Genomic DNA, 14,983 nt, shown 5'->3' on the forward strand with positions numbered 1-14,983 from the left:
TCACACCGCTTTGGATCAGAACCCGAGGCTGGTCAGCAGATCGTCGACCTGATCCTGGTCGGTCACAACGTCGTCTTTGCCTTCCGTATTGACCTGCGGGCCGTTCATCAGGCTGTCGCCACCCGTGATGCCCACACCCGACACGACAGCGATCAGTTCCGCACGGCGTTCCGGCGAGATGTTCTCGAGCAACACGGCGAGCAACTGCTGCTCGATGTTGTAGACCACCTCCATGATCTTCTTGATCACCTGGCCCGTCAGATCCTGGAAATCCTGCGCGAGCATGATCTCCATGAGCTGCGACGCCGTCGCCTGCGCGTCTTCCGGCACGCGGCCGATAAACGCACGCGTGTCGGACACGAGCGAGCGTGCTTCCTCGAGCGGCAGCGACGAGTCGTACCACGTCTGCCAGCGGCCGTCGAGGTCGATGGCTTCGGCGCGCATGCGCTCCTGCATCGGCTTGGCCACTTCGATCGCGTTCAGCGCGCGCTCGGCAGCCTGCTCGGTCATGTTCGCGACATACTTCAAACGGTCGCGCGCATCGGGAATCGCTTCCGCGGCACGCTCGACCTGCTTGTCGAGCCCGAGCTCGCGCATGCTGTCGCGCAGCATGCGCGTGAGTTGACCGATACGGCTGACTAACTTGTCGTGCGAATCCTCGCCGTCGTGACCGACGACGTCCTTCTCAGCGGTGTTCTCCATGATGGCCTCACGCTTCCTTGGCCATCTTCTCGAGAATCTTGCTGAGCTTCTCGTCCAGGGTGGCCGCCGTGAAAGGCTTCACGACATAGCCATTCGCACCGGCTTGCGCCGCCGCGATGATGTTTTCCTTTTTCGCTTCAGCCGTGACCATCAGGACCGGCAGGCCCGAGATCGAGGCATCGGCACGAATTTCCTTGAGCATCGTCAGGCCGTCCATGTTCGGCATGTTCCAGTCGGACACGACGAACTCGAAACCGCCGCCCTTGAGCTTGGCCAGACCGGCTGCGCCGTCTTCCGCCTCGTCGACGTTCGAGAAACCCAATTCCTTCAGGAGGTTACGCACGATCCGACGCATCGTCGGAAAGTCGTCGACCACCAGGATCCGCATATTCTTGTCAACCATCACAACTCCCGTTTTTCCGTTGACGGAGCCTCTCGCTTACACGCGATGCGCTCGCTCGCCCATTCCAGCGAGGCGTGTCATCACGCGCCCGCACATTTCGTTCAGCGGCACGACTTCGTCCGCCCCCCCTGCTGCAATTGCTTCGCGCGGCATGCCGAAGACGATGCAGCTGGCTTCGTCTTGCGCAAAGGTATGCGCCCCCGCGTTGTGCATTTCCACCATCCCGGCAGCTCCGTCCTTGCCCATGCCTGTCAGGATGACGCCGATCGCATTCTTCCCCGCAAACTGCGCGGCCGACCGGAACAACACGTCGACCGAAGGACGGTGCCGGTTGACCGGCGGCCCGTCATCGAGCAGTGCGACGTAGTTTGCCCCGCTACGGCCAAGCGACAAGTGCTTGTCGCCCGGGGCGATATAGGCGTGACCCGGCAAGACGCGCTCGCCGTGCTCCGCCTCTTTCACGGTGATCCGGCACAGACCGTTCAGGCGCTGTGCGAAGGACCGTGTGAAACCTGCCGGCATATGCTGCGTAATCAGCACGCCGGGTGCATCGGGCGGCAGCGGCACGAGCACTTCGCGAATCGCTTCAGTGCCGCCCGTCGACGCGCCGATGATGATCAGCTTTTCCGTCGAGATCAGCGGGTTGCGCACCATCGGCGCTGCCGCAGGTGCCGCAACCGGCGTGCCGTGCGGATGCGCATGCGCCTGGCGCACGCGTGCCCGTGACGCAGCACGAATCTTGTCGGCGATCATCGCCGTGTATTCGAGCATGCCGTCGCGGATGCCAACCTTCGGCTTGGTCACGAAATCCACCGCGCCGAGTTCCAGCGCGCGAAGGGTAATTTCTGATCCGCGTTCCGTCAACGACGACACCATCAGCACCGGCATCGGACGCAGGCGCATGAGCTTCTCGAGGAAGTCGAGCCCGTCCATGCGCGGCATTTCAACGTCGAGCGTCAGAACGTCCGGGTTGTGCTGCTTGATCAGATCACGCGCCACGAGCGGATCGGGTGCCGTTGCGCAGACCTCCATATCGGGCTGGCTCCGGATGATCTCCGTCATGAGGCTACGGACCAGTGCGGAATCATCGACGCACAGGACCTTGATTTTGCGTTGGGCGTTCACGCCTCCTCCATCGTTTTGCCAAGTGTCGACGAGCCCGAGGAATCACCCCGGCTGGTGCCGGTCATGGTGCCGGGCTTGCCGAACAACTCAATCTTCGGTCGCGCGGGTGTTGTCCCCGCTGCGGCCGGCTTGGCGAACAGTTCCACACGTTCACGCGCACGTTCTGCGCGGCGCTCGCGCATTTCGCGCGCGAGGCGGTGTTCAAGTTCGGTGACCTGTGTTTCGTGAGCCGCACGCAGCTTCTTGACCATGACCTGGCCGGTTGCCGGCATGAAACACACCTTGCGCGGATGCTGACCCTGAAGGTCTTCCGCGGTAATTCTGACTTTTTCGAGCGCGAGGTAGCGGCGCACGAATTCCGAGTTGCGGTCGCCGATGTTCAGCGTGGTCATCGCGGCGAGCACCGCGGCGCCACCGAACACCTTCGCCTCGAGGCGTTCGCGCTTCGCGCCGCCCTTCAGGAGTTCGTTGAGCAGCACTTCCATCGCGTACGCGCCGTAGCGCATCGAGTCCGACGTGGCGCGCGACGCGTCAGCGCCGTCGTCGGGCAGCATGAAGTGATTCATGCCGCCGATGCCGGCCACCGGGTCCTGGATGCATGCGGCGACACACGAGCCGAGCACCGTCGCCAGCACCATGTCCTCGCGCGTGACGAAGAACTCGTTAGGCAACAGCTTCACGCCGGGGCGCTGGAAGTTGTTGTCGTAGTATCGGTTGGTCGCAACCGGCAAACCGCTCATGACGCCTCCTCGCGCACCGCCTCGGAGGCATGCATGGACGACTGGCTTCCGCGCGCGGCGGTGCCATTGGCAAGCTCGTACACGGTCTGCCCTTTCAGGCGGAACGACCGCGATACGTATGTGAAATTTTCCGAGTGGCCGGCAAACAGCAGCGCATCGTGCTTCATCAACGGCACGAAGCGCTCGAGGATGCGGCCTTGCGTCGGCTTGTCGAAGTAGATCATCACGTTGCGGCAGAAGATCACATCGAACGGGCCTTGCACGGGCCAGCGGTCTTCGTGCAGGTTCAGCCGCGAGAACGTGAGCATCTGGCGCAGTTCGGGGCGCACCTTCATCTGCCCGGCGCGCGAACCCGTGCCCTTGAGGAAGAACCGGCGCAGCCGCTCGGGCGACAGGTTCTTGCCCTGGTCGAGCGTGTAGACACCGGCGTCCGCCTTGGCAAGCACCTGCGTATCGATATCGGTCGCGAGAATCGTGCTGTTGCGCGCGGCATTGCCGAGCGACTCCTGCAGCGTCATCGCAATCGAATACGGCTCTTCGCCGGTCGACGCCGCGCAGCACCAGATCGACACCGGACCGCGGCGCTTGGCGACGAAGTCGGCGAGGATCGGGAAGTGATGCGCTTCACGGAAAAACGACGTGAGATTGGTCGTCAGCGAATTGGTGAACGCTTCCCACTCGGCGTCGTCTCGCGTGCGCTCGAGATAGTCGAGATACTCGCTGAACACGGTCATCGAGCGCGCGCGCAAACGACGCGCGAGCCGGCTGTAGACCATGTCCCGCTTGTGATCGGACAGCGAAATGCCTGCTACCTGGTAGATCAGCGCGCGAATCCGCGCGAAATCGGCATTGGTAAAGACGAAATCGCGCTCGTGCCCGGGCACATCACCGGATTCCTCTGAGTCACTACGTCGCAACTGGCGCGCTTCCATATCACTCTCCTGGCTCGCAAATACCGCTCGTACCGCGGTCCGCGCCCCCCACATCCATGCGGGGGTCGTTCAGACCGAATTGCTGCGAGCCGCTGCCTCTACCTCAAAACGTTTCCCAATCGTCGTCGCTGCCTGCCGACACCGGTGCCGGCGGCGGGCGACGTTCAACCGTCGGACGGGCCGCTGCGCGTGCGCGCGGTGCCGGATCCTGACGCACTTCGCTCGCGGCTTCGGCCGCCGGCTTGTCGGCTTCGGCACGTGCTGCGGGCTTCACATCTGCAACCGGTACTTGCGCAGCCGGACGCGGATCGGACGCGGCCTTCAGCGACGGCTTTGCCGCAGGCTTGCGCAGCGGAGCCGGATCGGCGCGGCGCGCGGCGCTCTTCACCGACGGCTTGACGCCCTTCGAACCCGACGTCGTGGCCTTCAGCGTGGCGACAGCTGCCGCACGCGAGCCCGTATCGCCGCCTTCGACACGCCAGTTGGCGAGCACTTCACGCAGCTGGCGCGTCTGGTCTTCGAGTGCGCCCGCTGCTGCAGCCGACTGTTCGACGAGCGCAGCATTTTGCTGCGTGACGTTGTCCATCTGTGTGACAGCGCGATTGACCTGCTCGATACCGCCGCTCTGCTCTTCCGACGCGGCGCTGATCTCGCCCATGATGTCGGTCACGCGTTGCACGGCCTGCACGATCTCGGCCATCGTCTTGCCGGCGCGGCCCACGAGCTCGGAACCGCTCGCGACCTTGTCAGCCGAGTCGCCGATGAGTTCCTTGATTTCCTTGGCTGCCGCCGCGCTGCGTTGTGCGAGCGTGCGCACTTCGCCTGCGACGACTGCGAAGCCGCGGCCTTGCTCGCCGGCACGCGCCGCTTCCACGGCGGCGTTCAGCGCCAGGATGTTGGTCTGGAACGCGATGCCTTCGATCACGCCGATGATGTCGGTGACCTTCTTCGAGCTCGTCGAGATGGCGTCCATCGTCGAGACGACCTGGCCGACGACTTCACCGCCTTGCGATGCGATGCTCGAGGCGCTCACTGCGAGCTGGCTGGCCTGGCGTGCGTTGTCCGCATTCTGGCGAACCGTCGTCGTGAGCTGTTCCATGCTCGACGCCGTTTCCTGCAGCGACGCGGCCTGTTGCTCGGTGCGTGCCGACAGGTCCGAGTTGCCGTTGGCGATTTCGCGCGCGCCGACGTCGATCGACTCGGCACCCGTGCGGGCTGCACGAACCGTCGCCGTCAGGCCGTCGCGCACCTTCCGGATTGCGCCGAACAGGCGGCCGATTTCATCCGTGCTGTTGGCTTCGACGCGGACCGTCAGGTCGCCCGCTGCGATGCGCTCGCAGAACGACACGCACGCTTCGAGCGGGCGCACCACCTTGCTGCTGAGCAGTCGATAGATATAGCCGAGCACGAGCAGCGACACGAGGGTCGTCACGGTGCTGACCACGTTGGTCAGATCGCCTTTGCCACTGACGGTGGCGGCGATGTCATTCCATCCGCCGACCACGATCAGGACGGCAATCGCCCCGAGGGCAAGCGACAAAGTCGTGCGAATTGTGAGGTTCTTCATAGTGCGTTTCTCTTCACCGCCAGGGTCACGAGCGAGCCGCTTACGCGACCACTTGATCCATCAGTGCCATTTCCTCGCTGGACATGAGCTTTTCGATGTCCATCAGGATCAGCATGCGGCCTTCGACCGTGCCCAGACCCGTCAGGAATTCCGTGTTCAGCGTGGAGCCGAATTCCGGCGCCGGCTTGATTTGTTCGGTCGTCAGCGTCAGCACGTCCGACACGCCGTCGACCACCATGCCGACCACGCGGCCGGCCACGTTCAGGATGATCACGACGGTCTGGTGGTCGTAGTCGATGCGTCCCAGGTGGAACTTGATACGCATGTCGACGATCGGCACGATGATGCCGCGCAGGTTGATCACGCCCTTGACGAAGTCAGGCGCGTTAGCGATGCGCGTGACCGTGTCGTAGCCGCGGATTTCCTGAACCTTCAGGATGTCGATCCCGTATTCCTCTTCGCCGAGCGCGAAAACGAGGAATTCCTGGCCCGTAGCCTCAGCTTCCTGTCCGCGGGCGACGCTTGAAAATTTGTCTGCCATGTTGGTCTCACTCGTCTTTCAATAGGTCATGCCGCGGCATGCTGGGTGTGATGCGTGCCGTGACCGCGATGCAGGTCACGGGCAAGTCGCGACAGCGCCGCAACGTCCACGATCAGTGCGACGCTGCCGTCGCCGAGGATCGTGGCCGCCGAGATGCCGTGCACCTTGCGATAGTTGGTTTCGAGGTTCTTCACGACCACTTGTTGCTGGCCCACGAGCTCGTCGACGAGCAGCGCGAACCGGCGGCCTTCAGCCTGCATGATCACGACGATGCCCTGCGTCGGGTCCGTGCGCGCATCGGCCACGGTGAACGTCGAGTGCAGTTCGATCAGCGGCAGATATTCGCCGCGCACGCGCACCAGACGTTCGTTGCCCGCGACGGTGTAGATGTCGTCCGAGACCGGCTGCAGCGACTCCATCACGAAGTTCAGCGGCAGGATGAAGATTTCGTCGCCCGTCTTGACCGACATGCCGTCGAGAATCGCGAGCGTCAGCGGCAGCACGATGCGTGTCGTCGTGCCGTGGCCCGCGCGCGAGGTGATCTCGACGTGACCGCCCATGTCCTGGATGTTCCGCTTGACCACGTCCATGCCCACGCCGCGGCCCGACACGTCGGTCACTTGCTCGGCCGTCGAGAAGCCCGGCGCGAAGATCAGGTTCCAGACATCTTCGTCCGGCATGTTTTCGGTCACGCCCGGCATGCCCTGCTTCATTGCCTTCGCGAGAATCTTGTCGCGGCGCAGACCGGCGCCGTCGTCCGACACTTCGATGACGATGTTGCCGCCGGCGTGTTCTGCGGACAGGATCAGCTGGCCGACCGGGTCCTTGCCTGCGCCCACGCGCACTTCGGGCGTTTCGATACCGTGATCGAGACTGTTACGCACGAGGTGGGTCAGCGGGTCGATGATGCGTTCGATCAGGCTCTTGTCGAGTTCGGTCGCCTGACCGAACGTCACGAGCTCGATCTTCTTGTTGAGCTTGCCGGCGAGATCGCGGACCAGGCGCGGGAAGCGGCTGAACACGTAGTCCATCGGCATCATGCGGATCGACATCACGGCTTCCTGCAGGTCGCGCGCATTGCGCTCGAACTGGCCGAGACCGTTGAACAGGCGATCGTGGATCACCGGGTCGAACACGCTGGCGGTCTGCGCGAGCATGGCTTGCGTGATCACGAGTTCGCCGACCAGGTTGATCAGCTGATCGACCTTTTCGACGCCTACGCGGATCGAGCTGCCTTCGCTCGTCGGCTGCGCGGCGGCGCGTGCCGGTGCCTTGGCGCCAGCGGCAGGCGCAGCAGCGGCGGCCGGAGCGGCTTCGACGACCGGAGCGGGCGCGGGTGCGGGCGCGGCGGCCACCGGAGCCGGTGCCGGTGCGACCGGAGCCGGTGCCGGCGCAGCGACGGCTTCGACCGGTGCGGCAACCGGAGCTGCGGCGGCGGCCGGTGCAGCAGCAGGTGCGGCTTCAGCCGGCGCGGCCGGCGGCACGCCACGCGAGATTTCAATCTGATCCATGTCGATCACGAAGCAGCAGACGGCAATGATGTCGTCTTCCGTGCAATCGGTATCGAGCCAGATCGTGAGCTTTTCGCCCGTCTTGATCTGCGAGGTCAGCTTGCCCAGGTTGCCGAGCTCTTCAGTCAGCAGGTCCTGATCCTTTTCGCCGACGCCCTTGAGCACGATCTTCAGGTGCGGCGTGCCGGCAGCTTCGGGAGCCGCTTCTTCACCGGACGAGAGTTGTGCGAGCGTGTCGGTCACGTGCTCGGGCACGCCCGACGTATTCGGCTGCGCTTCGGCAACGGGCGCGGGCGCCGGTGCGGGAGCGGGTGCCGGTGCGGGCTTCGCCGCAGCAGGCGCAGCCGCTGCCGGCGCGGCCTGACCCGATTGCTCGGCGGCGAGGCGATTCAGCTTGGCGCAGATGGCTGCAGCCTGGGCCGCATCCGGCTCGGTCGATGCGCGATACGCGGCGAGCTGGTCCGACAGCACGTCCTTCGATTCAAGGAACAGGTCGACCATGTCCGTGCGCAGGGCCATTTCGCCCGTGCGCGCGCGATCGAGCAGCGACTCGAGAATGTGCGTCGTTTCGGTCAGCGCGACGAAGCCGAACGTTGCCGCCCCGCCCTTGATCGAGTGCGCGCTGCGAAAGATCGCATTCATCTGCTCGATGTCGGGGTTGCCCACGTCGATCTCGAGCAGCAGGCGTTCCATCTCGGCGAGCAGCTCGTCGGCTTCGTCGAAGAAGGTCTGATAGAACTGGGTAATGTCGAGTGTCATGCTCTTCTACCGCTTTCGGCTCGCCCCTTCGGGCGCGTCCGGATAACTGCCATCGTTGTCCAAGGAGTCCTGCGTATTGCCTGGTGCAGGACCGTGATACTGCTTGCTGTCTTTTGTTGCGAGGTCCGGTCGATCCCGGGCCCCGTTTTGCAAACTGCTTCTGCGTACTGCCTGCGCTTTCTGCTTGTGCTTTCTGCTTATGCGTCTTGCTTGTGCGTTCTGCTGGTACAGATTGCTGCTTACTACGTGTCCCTGCTTACTACGTGTCCCTGCTTACTGCGAGCCCCTGCTTATGCATCCTGCGTGATCAGCTCCGCGACCACCTCGGTCAGCGTGAGCGGATCGATCGGCTTGAGCAGCCAGCCGCTCGCGCCCGAATCGCGCGCCGCGACCTTGAACGACTCGCCGAACTCCGTGGTCAGCACGAGGATCGGCACGGCGTCGTACTCCTCCATCTGCCGCAACGACTGGATCAGCTTGAGTCCGTCCATCGCCGGCATGTGCTGGTCGGTCAGCACGAGATCGAACTGCGCCTTCAGCGCAATCGCCAGGGCCTCCTGGCCGTCGCATGCCGTCGTGACCTCGTAGCCGGCTTCCGCCAGCGTCGCCGCGACTATCTCGCGCATCGCCGCCGAATCGTCCGCCGCCAATATTCGTTTGTTCATCGCTCTATCCCGTCCCCTGTGCGCCTGCGCCGCCTCTTTACTTGCGACCCGCGGGCTGAACGGTGCCGCCCGACGCACGGCCGGAATCTGCCGTGCCTGCCGAACCTTGCCCCCCGTTACCCGCGGTACTACCGGTATTCGTTGCTGCCGTGCCCGCTGCTCCGGATGTCGCCGCGCCATTCGCGATCGACTCCGTGTGCATCGCGCCGTCCTTCGTGATCGCGGCTTCCGCGCGGCGATTCATCACGATGATGCTGATGCGGCGATTGACCGGATCCAGCGGATTGTCGTTGTCGAGGTTCTGCGTCGAGCCGACGCCGACCACACGGAGGACCTTGCTTTCGTCCATGCCGCCCGCGATCAGCTCGCGACGCGATGCGTTCGCGCGGTCCGCCGACAATTCCCAGTTGCTGTAGCCCTTCTCGCCGCCCGAGTACTGCTGCGCATCGGTGTGGCCCGACAGGATCACGTGGTTCGGCAGCTCGTTGAGCGACTTGCCGATCTCGCGGAGGATCTGCTGCATATACGGTTCGACGGAGGCGCTCGCGGTCGCGAACATCGGCCGGTTCTGCGTATCGACGATCTGGATGCGCAGGCCTTCGGGCGTGATGTCGATCCGGATGTTTTGTTTGTACGGCGAGAGCTGCGGGTTCGATGCGACCGCGGCTTCAAGGCGCGCCTTGAGTTCGCGCAGGCGTTGCTGGTCGTCTTCGTCGCGCCGCGGATCAACCGCGGTCTGGTCAGGTGAGCGCCGGCCGGCGAGCGTCGTCGCGTCGCCTTCCTTGCGCGACAGGTCCGTGCCACCGCCGTTGACGATGCTCGAACCCTCGGAGACCTTGTGGCCGCCGAGCAGCGCATCCTTGAGCGGCATCTTGAAGTAGTCGGCGATGCCGGCGAGCTCGGCGGTGTTCACCGAGCTGAGCAGCCACAGCAAGAGGAAGAACGCCATCAGCGCGGTCATGAAGTCCGCATAGGCGAGCTTCCACGCGCCGCCGTGATGCGCGTGGCGTTGCACGCCGCCGCGCTTGATCACGATCGGGCGTGCCGGAGCCGCGCCTTGTTCGCCTTTAGCTGACTTGCCTCTCGCTGCCATGGTCGACCTCGCTTATTTCGCCTTGACAGAACGCACGTGCTCTTCGAGCTCGATGAACGACGGGCGTTCGGTCGAGAACAGCACCTTGCGGCCGAACTCCACGGCGAGCGCAGGCGCATAGCCGTTGAGGTTCGCGAGGATCGTGACCTTGATGCACTGGAGCATCTTGGTCGACTCGTTCACGCGCTGTTCGAGCAGCGTGGCGAGCGGTCCGATGAACGCGTACGACAGCAAAATGCCGAGGAACGTGCCGACGAGCGCCTGCGCGATCAGCGCGCCGAGCTCCTGAGGCGGCAGGCCGGCATTGGCCATCGTGTGAACGACGCCCATCACCGCGGCAACGATACCGAACGCCGGCATCGCGTCGCCGAGCTTGTGCAGGCAGCCGGCCGGCACATTGCCTTCGTGATGGTGAGTCTCGATTTCCTCGTCCATCAGGCTTTCGATTTCGAACGCGTTCATGTTCCCGCTGATCATGAGGCGCATGTAATCGGTGAGGAATTCGACGATATGGTGATCGGCGAGGATCTTCGGGTACTGCGAAAACAGCGGGCTGTCGGCCGGCGCGTCGATATCGGTCTCGAGCGCGAGCATGCCGTCCTTGCGTGCCTTCGCCAGCAACATATAAAGCAGTGCCATCAGTTCCATGTACAGCGACTTGCTGTATTTGGAGCCGCGCAGCAGCCCGGGCAACGCCTTGAGCGTGGCCTTGATCGCCTTGGCATTGTTGCCGACGATGAACGCACCGAGGCCGGCGCCACCGATCATCAGCAGTTCGACCGGCTGAACGAGCGCGCCAAGGTGGCCGCCCTCCAGCATGTAGCCGCCGAAGACCGACAGAAGCGTGACGATGTATCCAATGAAGACAAGCACTACCTGGATCCTCTTGAGAAGTCGCCGGAGACAAGCCAACCGGCGACGGCCATTGTTGAGCTTGATAACGGCAAGGGCTGCGGGAAACTTGAGTTGGGGGGGCCGGAAAGGCGCATCGGACGTGGGACGTCAGGGTAAACAGCGAGACGGCCGCCGAGGTGCGGTGCGTGGGCGATTGAGGCGCGCGCCACACCGTGTTTCGTGGCACGGACGGACCTGTTTCGTTCGCGGCCGTGCGCTAAGTCGTTGACAAACATGGAGCAAAGCCCGAAGGCCGGGTACGGCATTCGGGCGGGCATTCGCTGGAGGTGACGGGCGACGCGCTGCGTCAGCCAATCATTTCGGCGTCTTCGGCCGACACACGCTCGATGGCTTCCGAGGTCGACTTGCGGGTCTTGCCGGCGCGCGACGGCGGCTGGCACAGACCGCAGACCACGCCCGACTTCGGGTCGTGCGCGTGGGCGACGAAGTGACCGCCGCAACGGCTGCACGGCGTCATCTGGAGCATGCCGCTGTCGAAAAAGCGCACCAGCGTCCAGGCGCGCGTCAGGCCGAGCACCGCTTCACCACCGTGGAGGTCGACGTGTTCGAGATACAGGCGATACGCCTTCACGACCGCCTGGATCGTCTCGCACTTGCCGTGCTGAACCATGAAGCGGTACGTGTTGTAGAACAACGACGAGTGGATGTTCGGCAACCAGGTCATGAACCAGTCCGTCGAGAACGGCAGCATGCCCTTGGGCGGCGAAACACCCTTGAGTTCTTTATAGAGCTTGATGAGCCGGTCACGGCTCAGGTTCGTTTCAGCTTCGAGCAACTGCAGCCGCGCACCGAGCTCGATCAACTCGATTGCGAGCGTAATTTCTTTTGCTTCAAGGACTACGCTTTTCGATGCCATGTTGCTTCTCCCGCTGAGCGCCGCGACGGCGTCTGATCCTGCTGATACGTGCCTGACGAATTAACCAATCTGCTCGACGGGCTGGCCCGCGAGAAGAATGGCTGCGTGCGACGAAGCGGTACCTGCGTTCTTGCCCGTATGCGTGAGCGAAGAAAGCACAGCGTGGTCGTCGAAGCGGAAACGGCAGAGCAACTGGTTCGTTGCTGCCAGTTTTACCGTTTGCGAAAGAGTCAGGTTTGCGAGCACGTCGGCGACGTGGTCAGACAACCCCATACGAAACATTCCGGTCGTCTTATCTTCGCGCAGCAACCGTTGTGCGAGAAGCAGATACGACAAATTCACTTCCTTGATTTCGTTGAGCATTTCGCTGCTGTAGCTCATTGATACCCTCGCTTGGTTGACTGACGCAGACGCACGGAGATGCCGTGTTGATGGGCCAGATTCTGCGATAGCCAACTAAGGCCTGAAATCGGAAGAAGCGAAGATGTGAAATAAAGTTTTTCTAAAAAACGTGTAGGAAAAATTCCTACATTTTTGAAGAAATCCTTATGGGACAGGGACTTACGGGGTGGTGAGGAAGTCCGGGGATGTCCGAATGTCTTACCTGCCGTTGCGGCGTGTCTCCTTTTTAACCGTATTTCTTACCGGAGGAGACTTGGTAAACATGAGGTAAACGCGACACAGCGTTTTTTTTGATTGCGTGTCACGAAGTTTACTCCTAAGCGTGATCACTTGCCTTGACACTTGTTCAAAGCGGCACGATTTGCCGGTAAAACTTGTCTGAAACGAGGTTTGACGAACCGTAAACATTTTTATCGGAAACGGTCTCGGGATAGTTCACCCGGATACAACCGCTTCAAAAAGCAAATTTCCGCTTTTTCCTTTGGGTTTACCCGTACGCGTGAAACGTGAATGATGCACTCGAAAGCGGGGAATAAATCCGGCGAAGATTTTCTGTTTGAGGCGCGATTTGCGCGCGAATCCGCCAAATCGTGCGGCTGGCACGGTTGTTTCGCGCTGTAACAAGAGCAAGTCTTTGAAAAGGAAGCTGAATACACGGCGGGTCGATCGAGATAATGGAATCGTCGAATCCTGACGGTTAGCCTTCGAAGCGCGAAGCGCAGCGTTCAGGATCCTTGAATTCCGTGAAGGAGAAAGACCGATGCGTATCGCCCAAATCGCCCCGCTGCACGAAGCCGTTCCGCCGAAGTTCTACGGCGGCACCGAACGCGTGGTGTCGTACCTGACCGAAGCCCTGGTAGAACAGGGCCACGACGTGACGCTGTTTGCCAGCGGCGACTCGATTACGAATGCCCGGCTCGAAGCCGCATGGCCGCAGGCGCTGCGCCTGGATCCGTCGATTCGCGACGCGATCGCGCCGCATATGCTGCTGCTCGAGCAGGTCCGCCGGCGTGCGCACGAATTCGACGTGCTGCACTTCCACCTCGACTATCTGCCGTTCTCGCTGTTCGCCGATATCGAGACGCCGTTCGTCACGACGCTGCACGGTCGCCTTGACCTGCCCGAGATCCACCCGATGTTCGCGGCCTTCCCGCAAGCACCGGTCGTGTCGATCTCCGATTCGCAGCGTCAGCCGATGCCGCGCGCAGGCTGGCTCGACACCATTTATCACGGACTGCCCTCGGGGCTGCTGACGCCGCAGCCGCGCCTTACGTCGGGTAAATCGGGCAAGTCAGGCAAGTCCGGCGGCTATCTCGCCTTCCTGGGCCGTATCTGCCCGGAAAAGCGCGTGGACACCGCGATCGAAATTGCCGCACGCGTGGGCATGCCGCTCAAGATTGCCGCGAAGGTCGACAAGGTTGACCGCGAGTACTTTGAGCGCGACATCGAGCCGCTGCTCGACAAGGCCGACGTTGAATTTATTGGCGAAATCGATGAAACGCAGAAGCCTGCGTTCCTGTCGGGCGCCTCGGCGCTGCTGTTTCCGATCGACTGGTGCGAGCCGTTCGGTCTTGTGATGATTGAGTCGATGGCGTGCGGCACGCCGGTCATCGCGTTCCGTCGCGGGTCGGTGCCTGAAGTCATCGATCACGGCGTGACCGGCTATATCGTCGACGACGTCGACGGTGCGGTCGATGCGCTGGGCCGACTCGACGAGCTGTCGCGCGAAGAGATCCGCGCCCAGTTCGAACGCCGCTTCACGTCGGATGTGATGGCGCGCAACTACGTGGCGGCCTATGAGTCGCTGATCGACGCCCGCCGTCCGGTCAAGCCGGCACTGCGCGTGGTCGCTGCAGGCTAAGCAGCAGCTCAGCCGTTACGCGACGCTGGCGTTGTCCTGCTGGTCTTCGAGATCGAACAGGCGCGCCAGTTCGCGTGCGACGCCCGCATCGAAGTTGTTGCCGATGCGCGGCACGTGGGGCAGGCGCTGCATCAGCAGCGGGTTGGCATTGCCCATCATGAACGGCCGCCCGGCCGTTTCCAGCATGTCGATGTCGTTCATGTTGTCGCCGAACGCGACGCTTTCAGACCGCTGGATGCCCAGCTTGTCGAGAACGACCTGTAGTGCGCGGCCCTTCGACACCGTCGGCGACATGACTTCCAAACAATCGGCAAGCGAGTAGGTCACATACAGCTCATCGGCGAACTCGCGCTCGAGATTCGCCTCGACGCGTGCGAGCGTCTCCGGCTCGGCGATATACAGCACCTTGGCGACATCGTCGCCCGAGTGCTTCGTCAAATCCGTGACGTGATACGTGAACCCCGAATCCTGGTGATAGCGCAGCAGTTCCGGCGCTTCCCGGTCGATCAGCCAGTCGCGATCGAGGAACAGGTTGACGATCGCGTCGTCCGCGACGTCGCGCGTCACGAGCCGCTGGACGAATTCCGGCCGAAGATTCTCGGCGAATACCTCGCGGTCATCGGGATCGTGAACCCGTGCGCCATTCGACGTGATCAGATGCGCCCGCACGCCAAGCACGTCGCGAATGCCCACGACATCGGAGTAGTGACGACCGGTCGCGATCGTGATCGCAACACCCTTGCGTTCGAGCTTGCGCAGCACGTCGATCGTGAACGCATCGACCTGATGATGCGCGTTGAGCAGGGTTCCATCGAGGTCGGTCGCGATCAATCGGTACATGGCGGGGTTCTGAAGTGACAACGGGTAGCGGCGCGCGAGAAGCGTCGGGCGCGCCTCAGGCGGCTGCGAGG

14 protein-coding genes and 1 pseudogene are annotated in these 14,983 nt (G+C 62.9%); 1 reads left to right on the forward strand and 14 read right to left on the reverse strand.

Annotation, left to right across the window (positions count from 1 at the left end):
- Positions 1-15 precede the first annotated feature (15 nt).
- The 13 genes and pseudogenes from cheZ to flhD form a co-directional block, all read right to left on the reverse strand.
- Positions 16-702 carry a protein phosphatase CheZ gene (gene cheZ, locus ACMFWR_RS00485; protein ID WP_413193113.1) on the reverse strand — a complete coding sequence of 229 codons (687 nt, stop codon included), beginning with the start codon at positions 700-702 and terminating at the stop codon, positions 16-18.
- Between the two features lie 7 nt (positions 703-709).
- Complete coding sequence (gene cheY / locus ACMFWR_RS00490) at positions 710-1,105, reverse strand: chemotaxis response regulator CheY (protein WP_413193114.1); 396 nt, start codon at positions 1,103-1,105, stop codon at positions 710-712.
- A 36-nt stretch (positions 1,106-1,141) separates the two neighbouring features.
- Positions 1,142-2,167 carry a protein-glutamate methylesterase/protein-glutamine glutaminase gene (locus tag ACMFWR_RS00495; RefSeq protein ID WP_413194962.1) on the reverse strand — a complete coding sequence of 342 codons (1,026 nt, stop codon included), beginning with the start codon at positions 2,165-2,167 and terminating at the stop codon, positions 1,142-1,144.
- Positions 2,168-2,226: 59 nt separating this feature from the next.
- Entirely contained in the window at positions 2,227-2,970 is a 744-nt protein-coding gene (cheD, locus tag ACMFWR_RS00500; protein ID WP_413193115.1) for a chemoreceptor glutamine deamidase CheD, read from the reverse strand.
- The gene (locus ACMFWR_RS00505; RefSeq protein ID WP_413193116.1) at positions 2,967-3,902 is read right to left on the reverse strand and encodes a CheR family methyltransferase; all 936 of its coding nucleotides are present in this window, start codon (positions 3,900-3,902) and stop codon (positions 2,967-2,969) included. Before ACMFWR_RS00505 ends, cheD begins: the two co-directional genes overlap by 4 nt.
- A gap of 103 nt (positions 3,903-4,005) precedes the next feature.
- A pseudogene (locus tag ACMFWR_RS00510) lies at positions 4,006-5,382 on the reverse strand (methyl-accepting chemotaxis protein); the annotation flags it as partial.
- A 127-nt stretch (positions 5,383-5,509) separates the two neighbouring features.
- Complete coding sequence (gene cheW, locus ACMFWR_RS00515; protein WP_413193117.1) at positions 5,510-6,010, reverse strand: chemotaxis protein CheW; 501 nt, start codon at positions 6,008-6,010, stop codon at positions 5,510-5,512.
- Positions 6,011-6,036: 26 nt separating this feature from the next.
- Positions 6,037-8,280, reverse strand: a complete 2,244-nt coding sequence (gene cheA / locus ACMFWR_RS00520) for a chemotaxis protein CheA (RefSeq protein ID WP_413193118.1) — start codon at positions 8,278-8,280, stop codon at positions 6,037-6,039.
- Positions 8,281-8,570: 290 nt separating this feature from the next.
- Positions 8,571-8,945, reverse strand: coding sequence for a response regulator (locus ACMFWR_RS00525; RefSeq protein WP_413193119.1), 375 nt, complete (start codon positions 8,943-8,945; stop codon positions 8,571-8,573).
- A gap of 37 nt (positions 8,946-8,982) precedes the next feature.
- Complete coding sequence (gene motB, locus ACMFWR_RS00530) at positions 8,983-10,038, reverse strand: flagellar motor protein MotB (RefSeq protein WP_413193120.1); 1,056 nt, start codon at positions 10,036-10,038, stop codon at positions 8,983-8,985.
- 12 nt (positions 10,039-10,050) lie between these two features.
- On the reverse strand, positions 10,051-10,911 hold the full coding sequence (gene motA, locus ACMFWR_RS00535; RefSeq protein WP_413193121.1) for a flagellar motor stator protein MotA: 861 nt from the start codon (positions 10,909-10,911) through the stop codon (positions 10,051-10,053).
- 328 nt (positions 10,912-11,239) lie between these two features.
- Positions 11,240-11,809 carry a flagellar transcriptional regulator FlhC gene (gene flhC, locus ACMFWR_RS00540; protein WP_413193122.1) on the reverse strand — a complete coding sequence of 190 codons (570 nt, stop codon included), beginning with the start codon at positions 11,807-11,809 and terminating at the stop codon, positions 11,240-11,242.
- A 60-nt stretch (positions 11,810-11,869) separates the two neighbouring features.
- On the reverse strand, positions 11,870-12,190 hold the full coding sequence (gene flhD, locus ACMFWR_RS00545) for a flagellar transcriptional regulator FlhD (protein WP_413193123.1): 321 nt from the start codon (positions 12,188-12,190) through the stop codon (positions 11,870-11,872).
- Positions 12,191-12,971: 781 nt separating this feature from the next.
- On the opposite strand from flhD, the gene ACMFWR_RS00550 reads away from it, so the two are divergent.
- Positions 12,972-14,072, forward strand: a complete 1,101-nt coding sequence (locus tag ACMFWR_RS00550; protein WP_413193124.1) for a glycosyltransferase family 4 protein — start codon at positions 12,972-12,974, stop codon at positions 14,070-14,072.
- A gap of 15 nt (positions 14,073-14,087) precedes the next feature.
- Here the strand turns inward: ACMFWR_RS00550 and ACMFWR_RS00555 are convergent, their stop codons facing one another.
- Positions 14,088-14,912, reverse strand: coding sequence for a Cof-type HAD-IIB family hydrolase (locus ACMFWR_RS00555; RefSeq protein WP_413193125.1), 825 nt, complete (start codon positions 14,910-14,912; stop codon positions 14,088-14,090).
- Positions 14,913-14,983: the final 71 nt, after the last annotated feature.

The organism is Pararobbsia alpina, from assembly GCF_965118125.1.
Taxonomy (GTDB): domain Bacteria; phylum Pseudomonadota; class Gammaproteobacteria; order Burkholderiales; family Burkholderiaceae; genus Pararobbsia; species Pararobbsia alpina_A.

Coding starts and splice junctions, on each gene's coding strand:
- cheZ (WP_413193113.1), bottom strand. CDS start 702: ATGGAGAACACCGCTGAGAAGGACGTCGTCGGTCACGACGGCGAGGAT.
- cheY (WP_413193114.1), bottom strand. CDS start 1,105: ATGGTTGACAAGAATATGCGGATCCTGGTGGTCGACGACTTTCCGACG.
- ACMFWR_RS00495 (WP_413194962.1), bottom strand. CDS start 2,167: ATGACGGAGATCATCCGGAGCCAGCCCGATATGGAGGTCTGCGCAACG.
- cheD (WP_413193115.1), bottom strand. CDS start 2,970: ATGAGCGGTTTGCCGGTTGCGACCAACCGATACTACGACAACAACTTC.
- ACMFWR_RS00505 (WP_413193116.1), bottom strand. CDS start 3,902: ATGGAAGCGCGCCAGTTGCGACGTAGTGACTCAGAGGAATCCGGTGAT.
- cheW (WP_413193117.1), bottom strand. CDS start 6,010: ATGGCAGACAAATTTTCAAGCGTCGCCCGCGGACAGGAAGCTGAGGCT.
- cheA (WP_413193118.1), bottom strand. CDS start 8,280: ATGACACTCGACATTACCCAGTTCTATCAGACCTTCTTCGACGAAGCC.
- ACMFWR_RS00525 (WP_413193119.1), bottom strand. CDS start 8,945: ATGAACAAACGAATATTGGCGGCGGACGATTCGGCGGCGATGCGCGAG.
- motB (WP_413193120.1), bottom strand. CDS start 10,038: ATGGCAGCGAGAGGCAAGTCAGCTAAAGGCGAACAAGGCGCGGCTCCG.
- flhC (WP_413193122.1), bottom strand. CDS start 11,809: ATGGCATCGAAAAGCGTAGTCCTTGAAGCAAAAGAAATTACGCTCGCA.
- flhD (WP_413193123.1), bottom strand. CDS start 12,190: ATGAGCTACAGCAGCGAAATGCTCAACGAAATCAAGGAAGTGAATTTG.
- ACMFWR_RS00550 (WP_413193124.1), top strand. CDS start 12,972: ATGCGTATCGCCCAAATCGCCCCGCTGCACGAAGCCGTTCCGCCGAAG.
- ACMFWR_RS00555 (WP_413193125.1), bottom strand. CDS start 14,912: ATGTACCGATTGATCGCGACCGACCTCGATGGAACCCTGCTCAACGCG.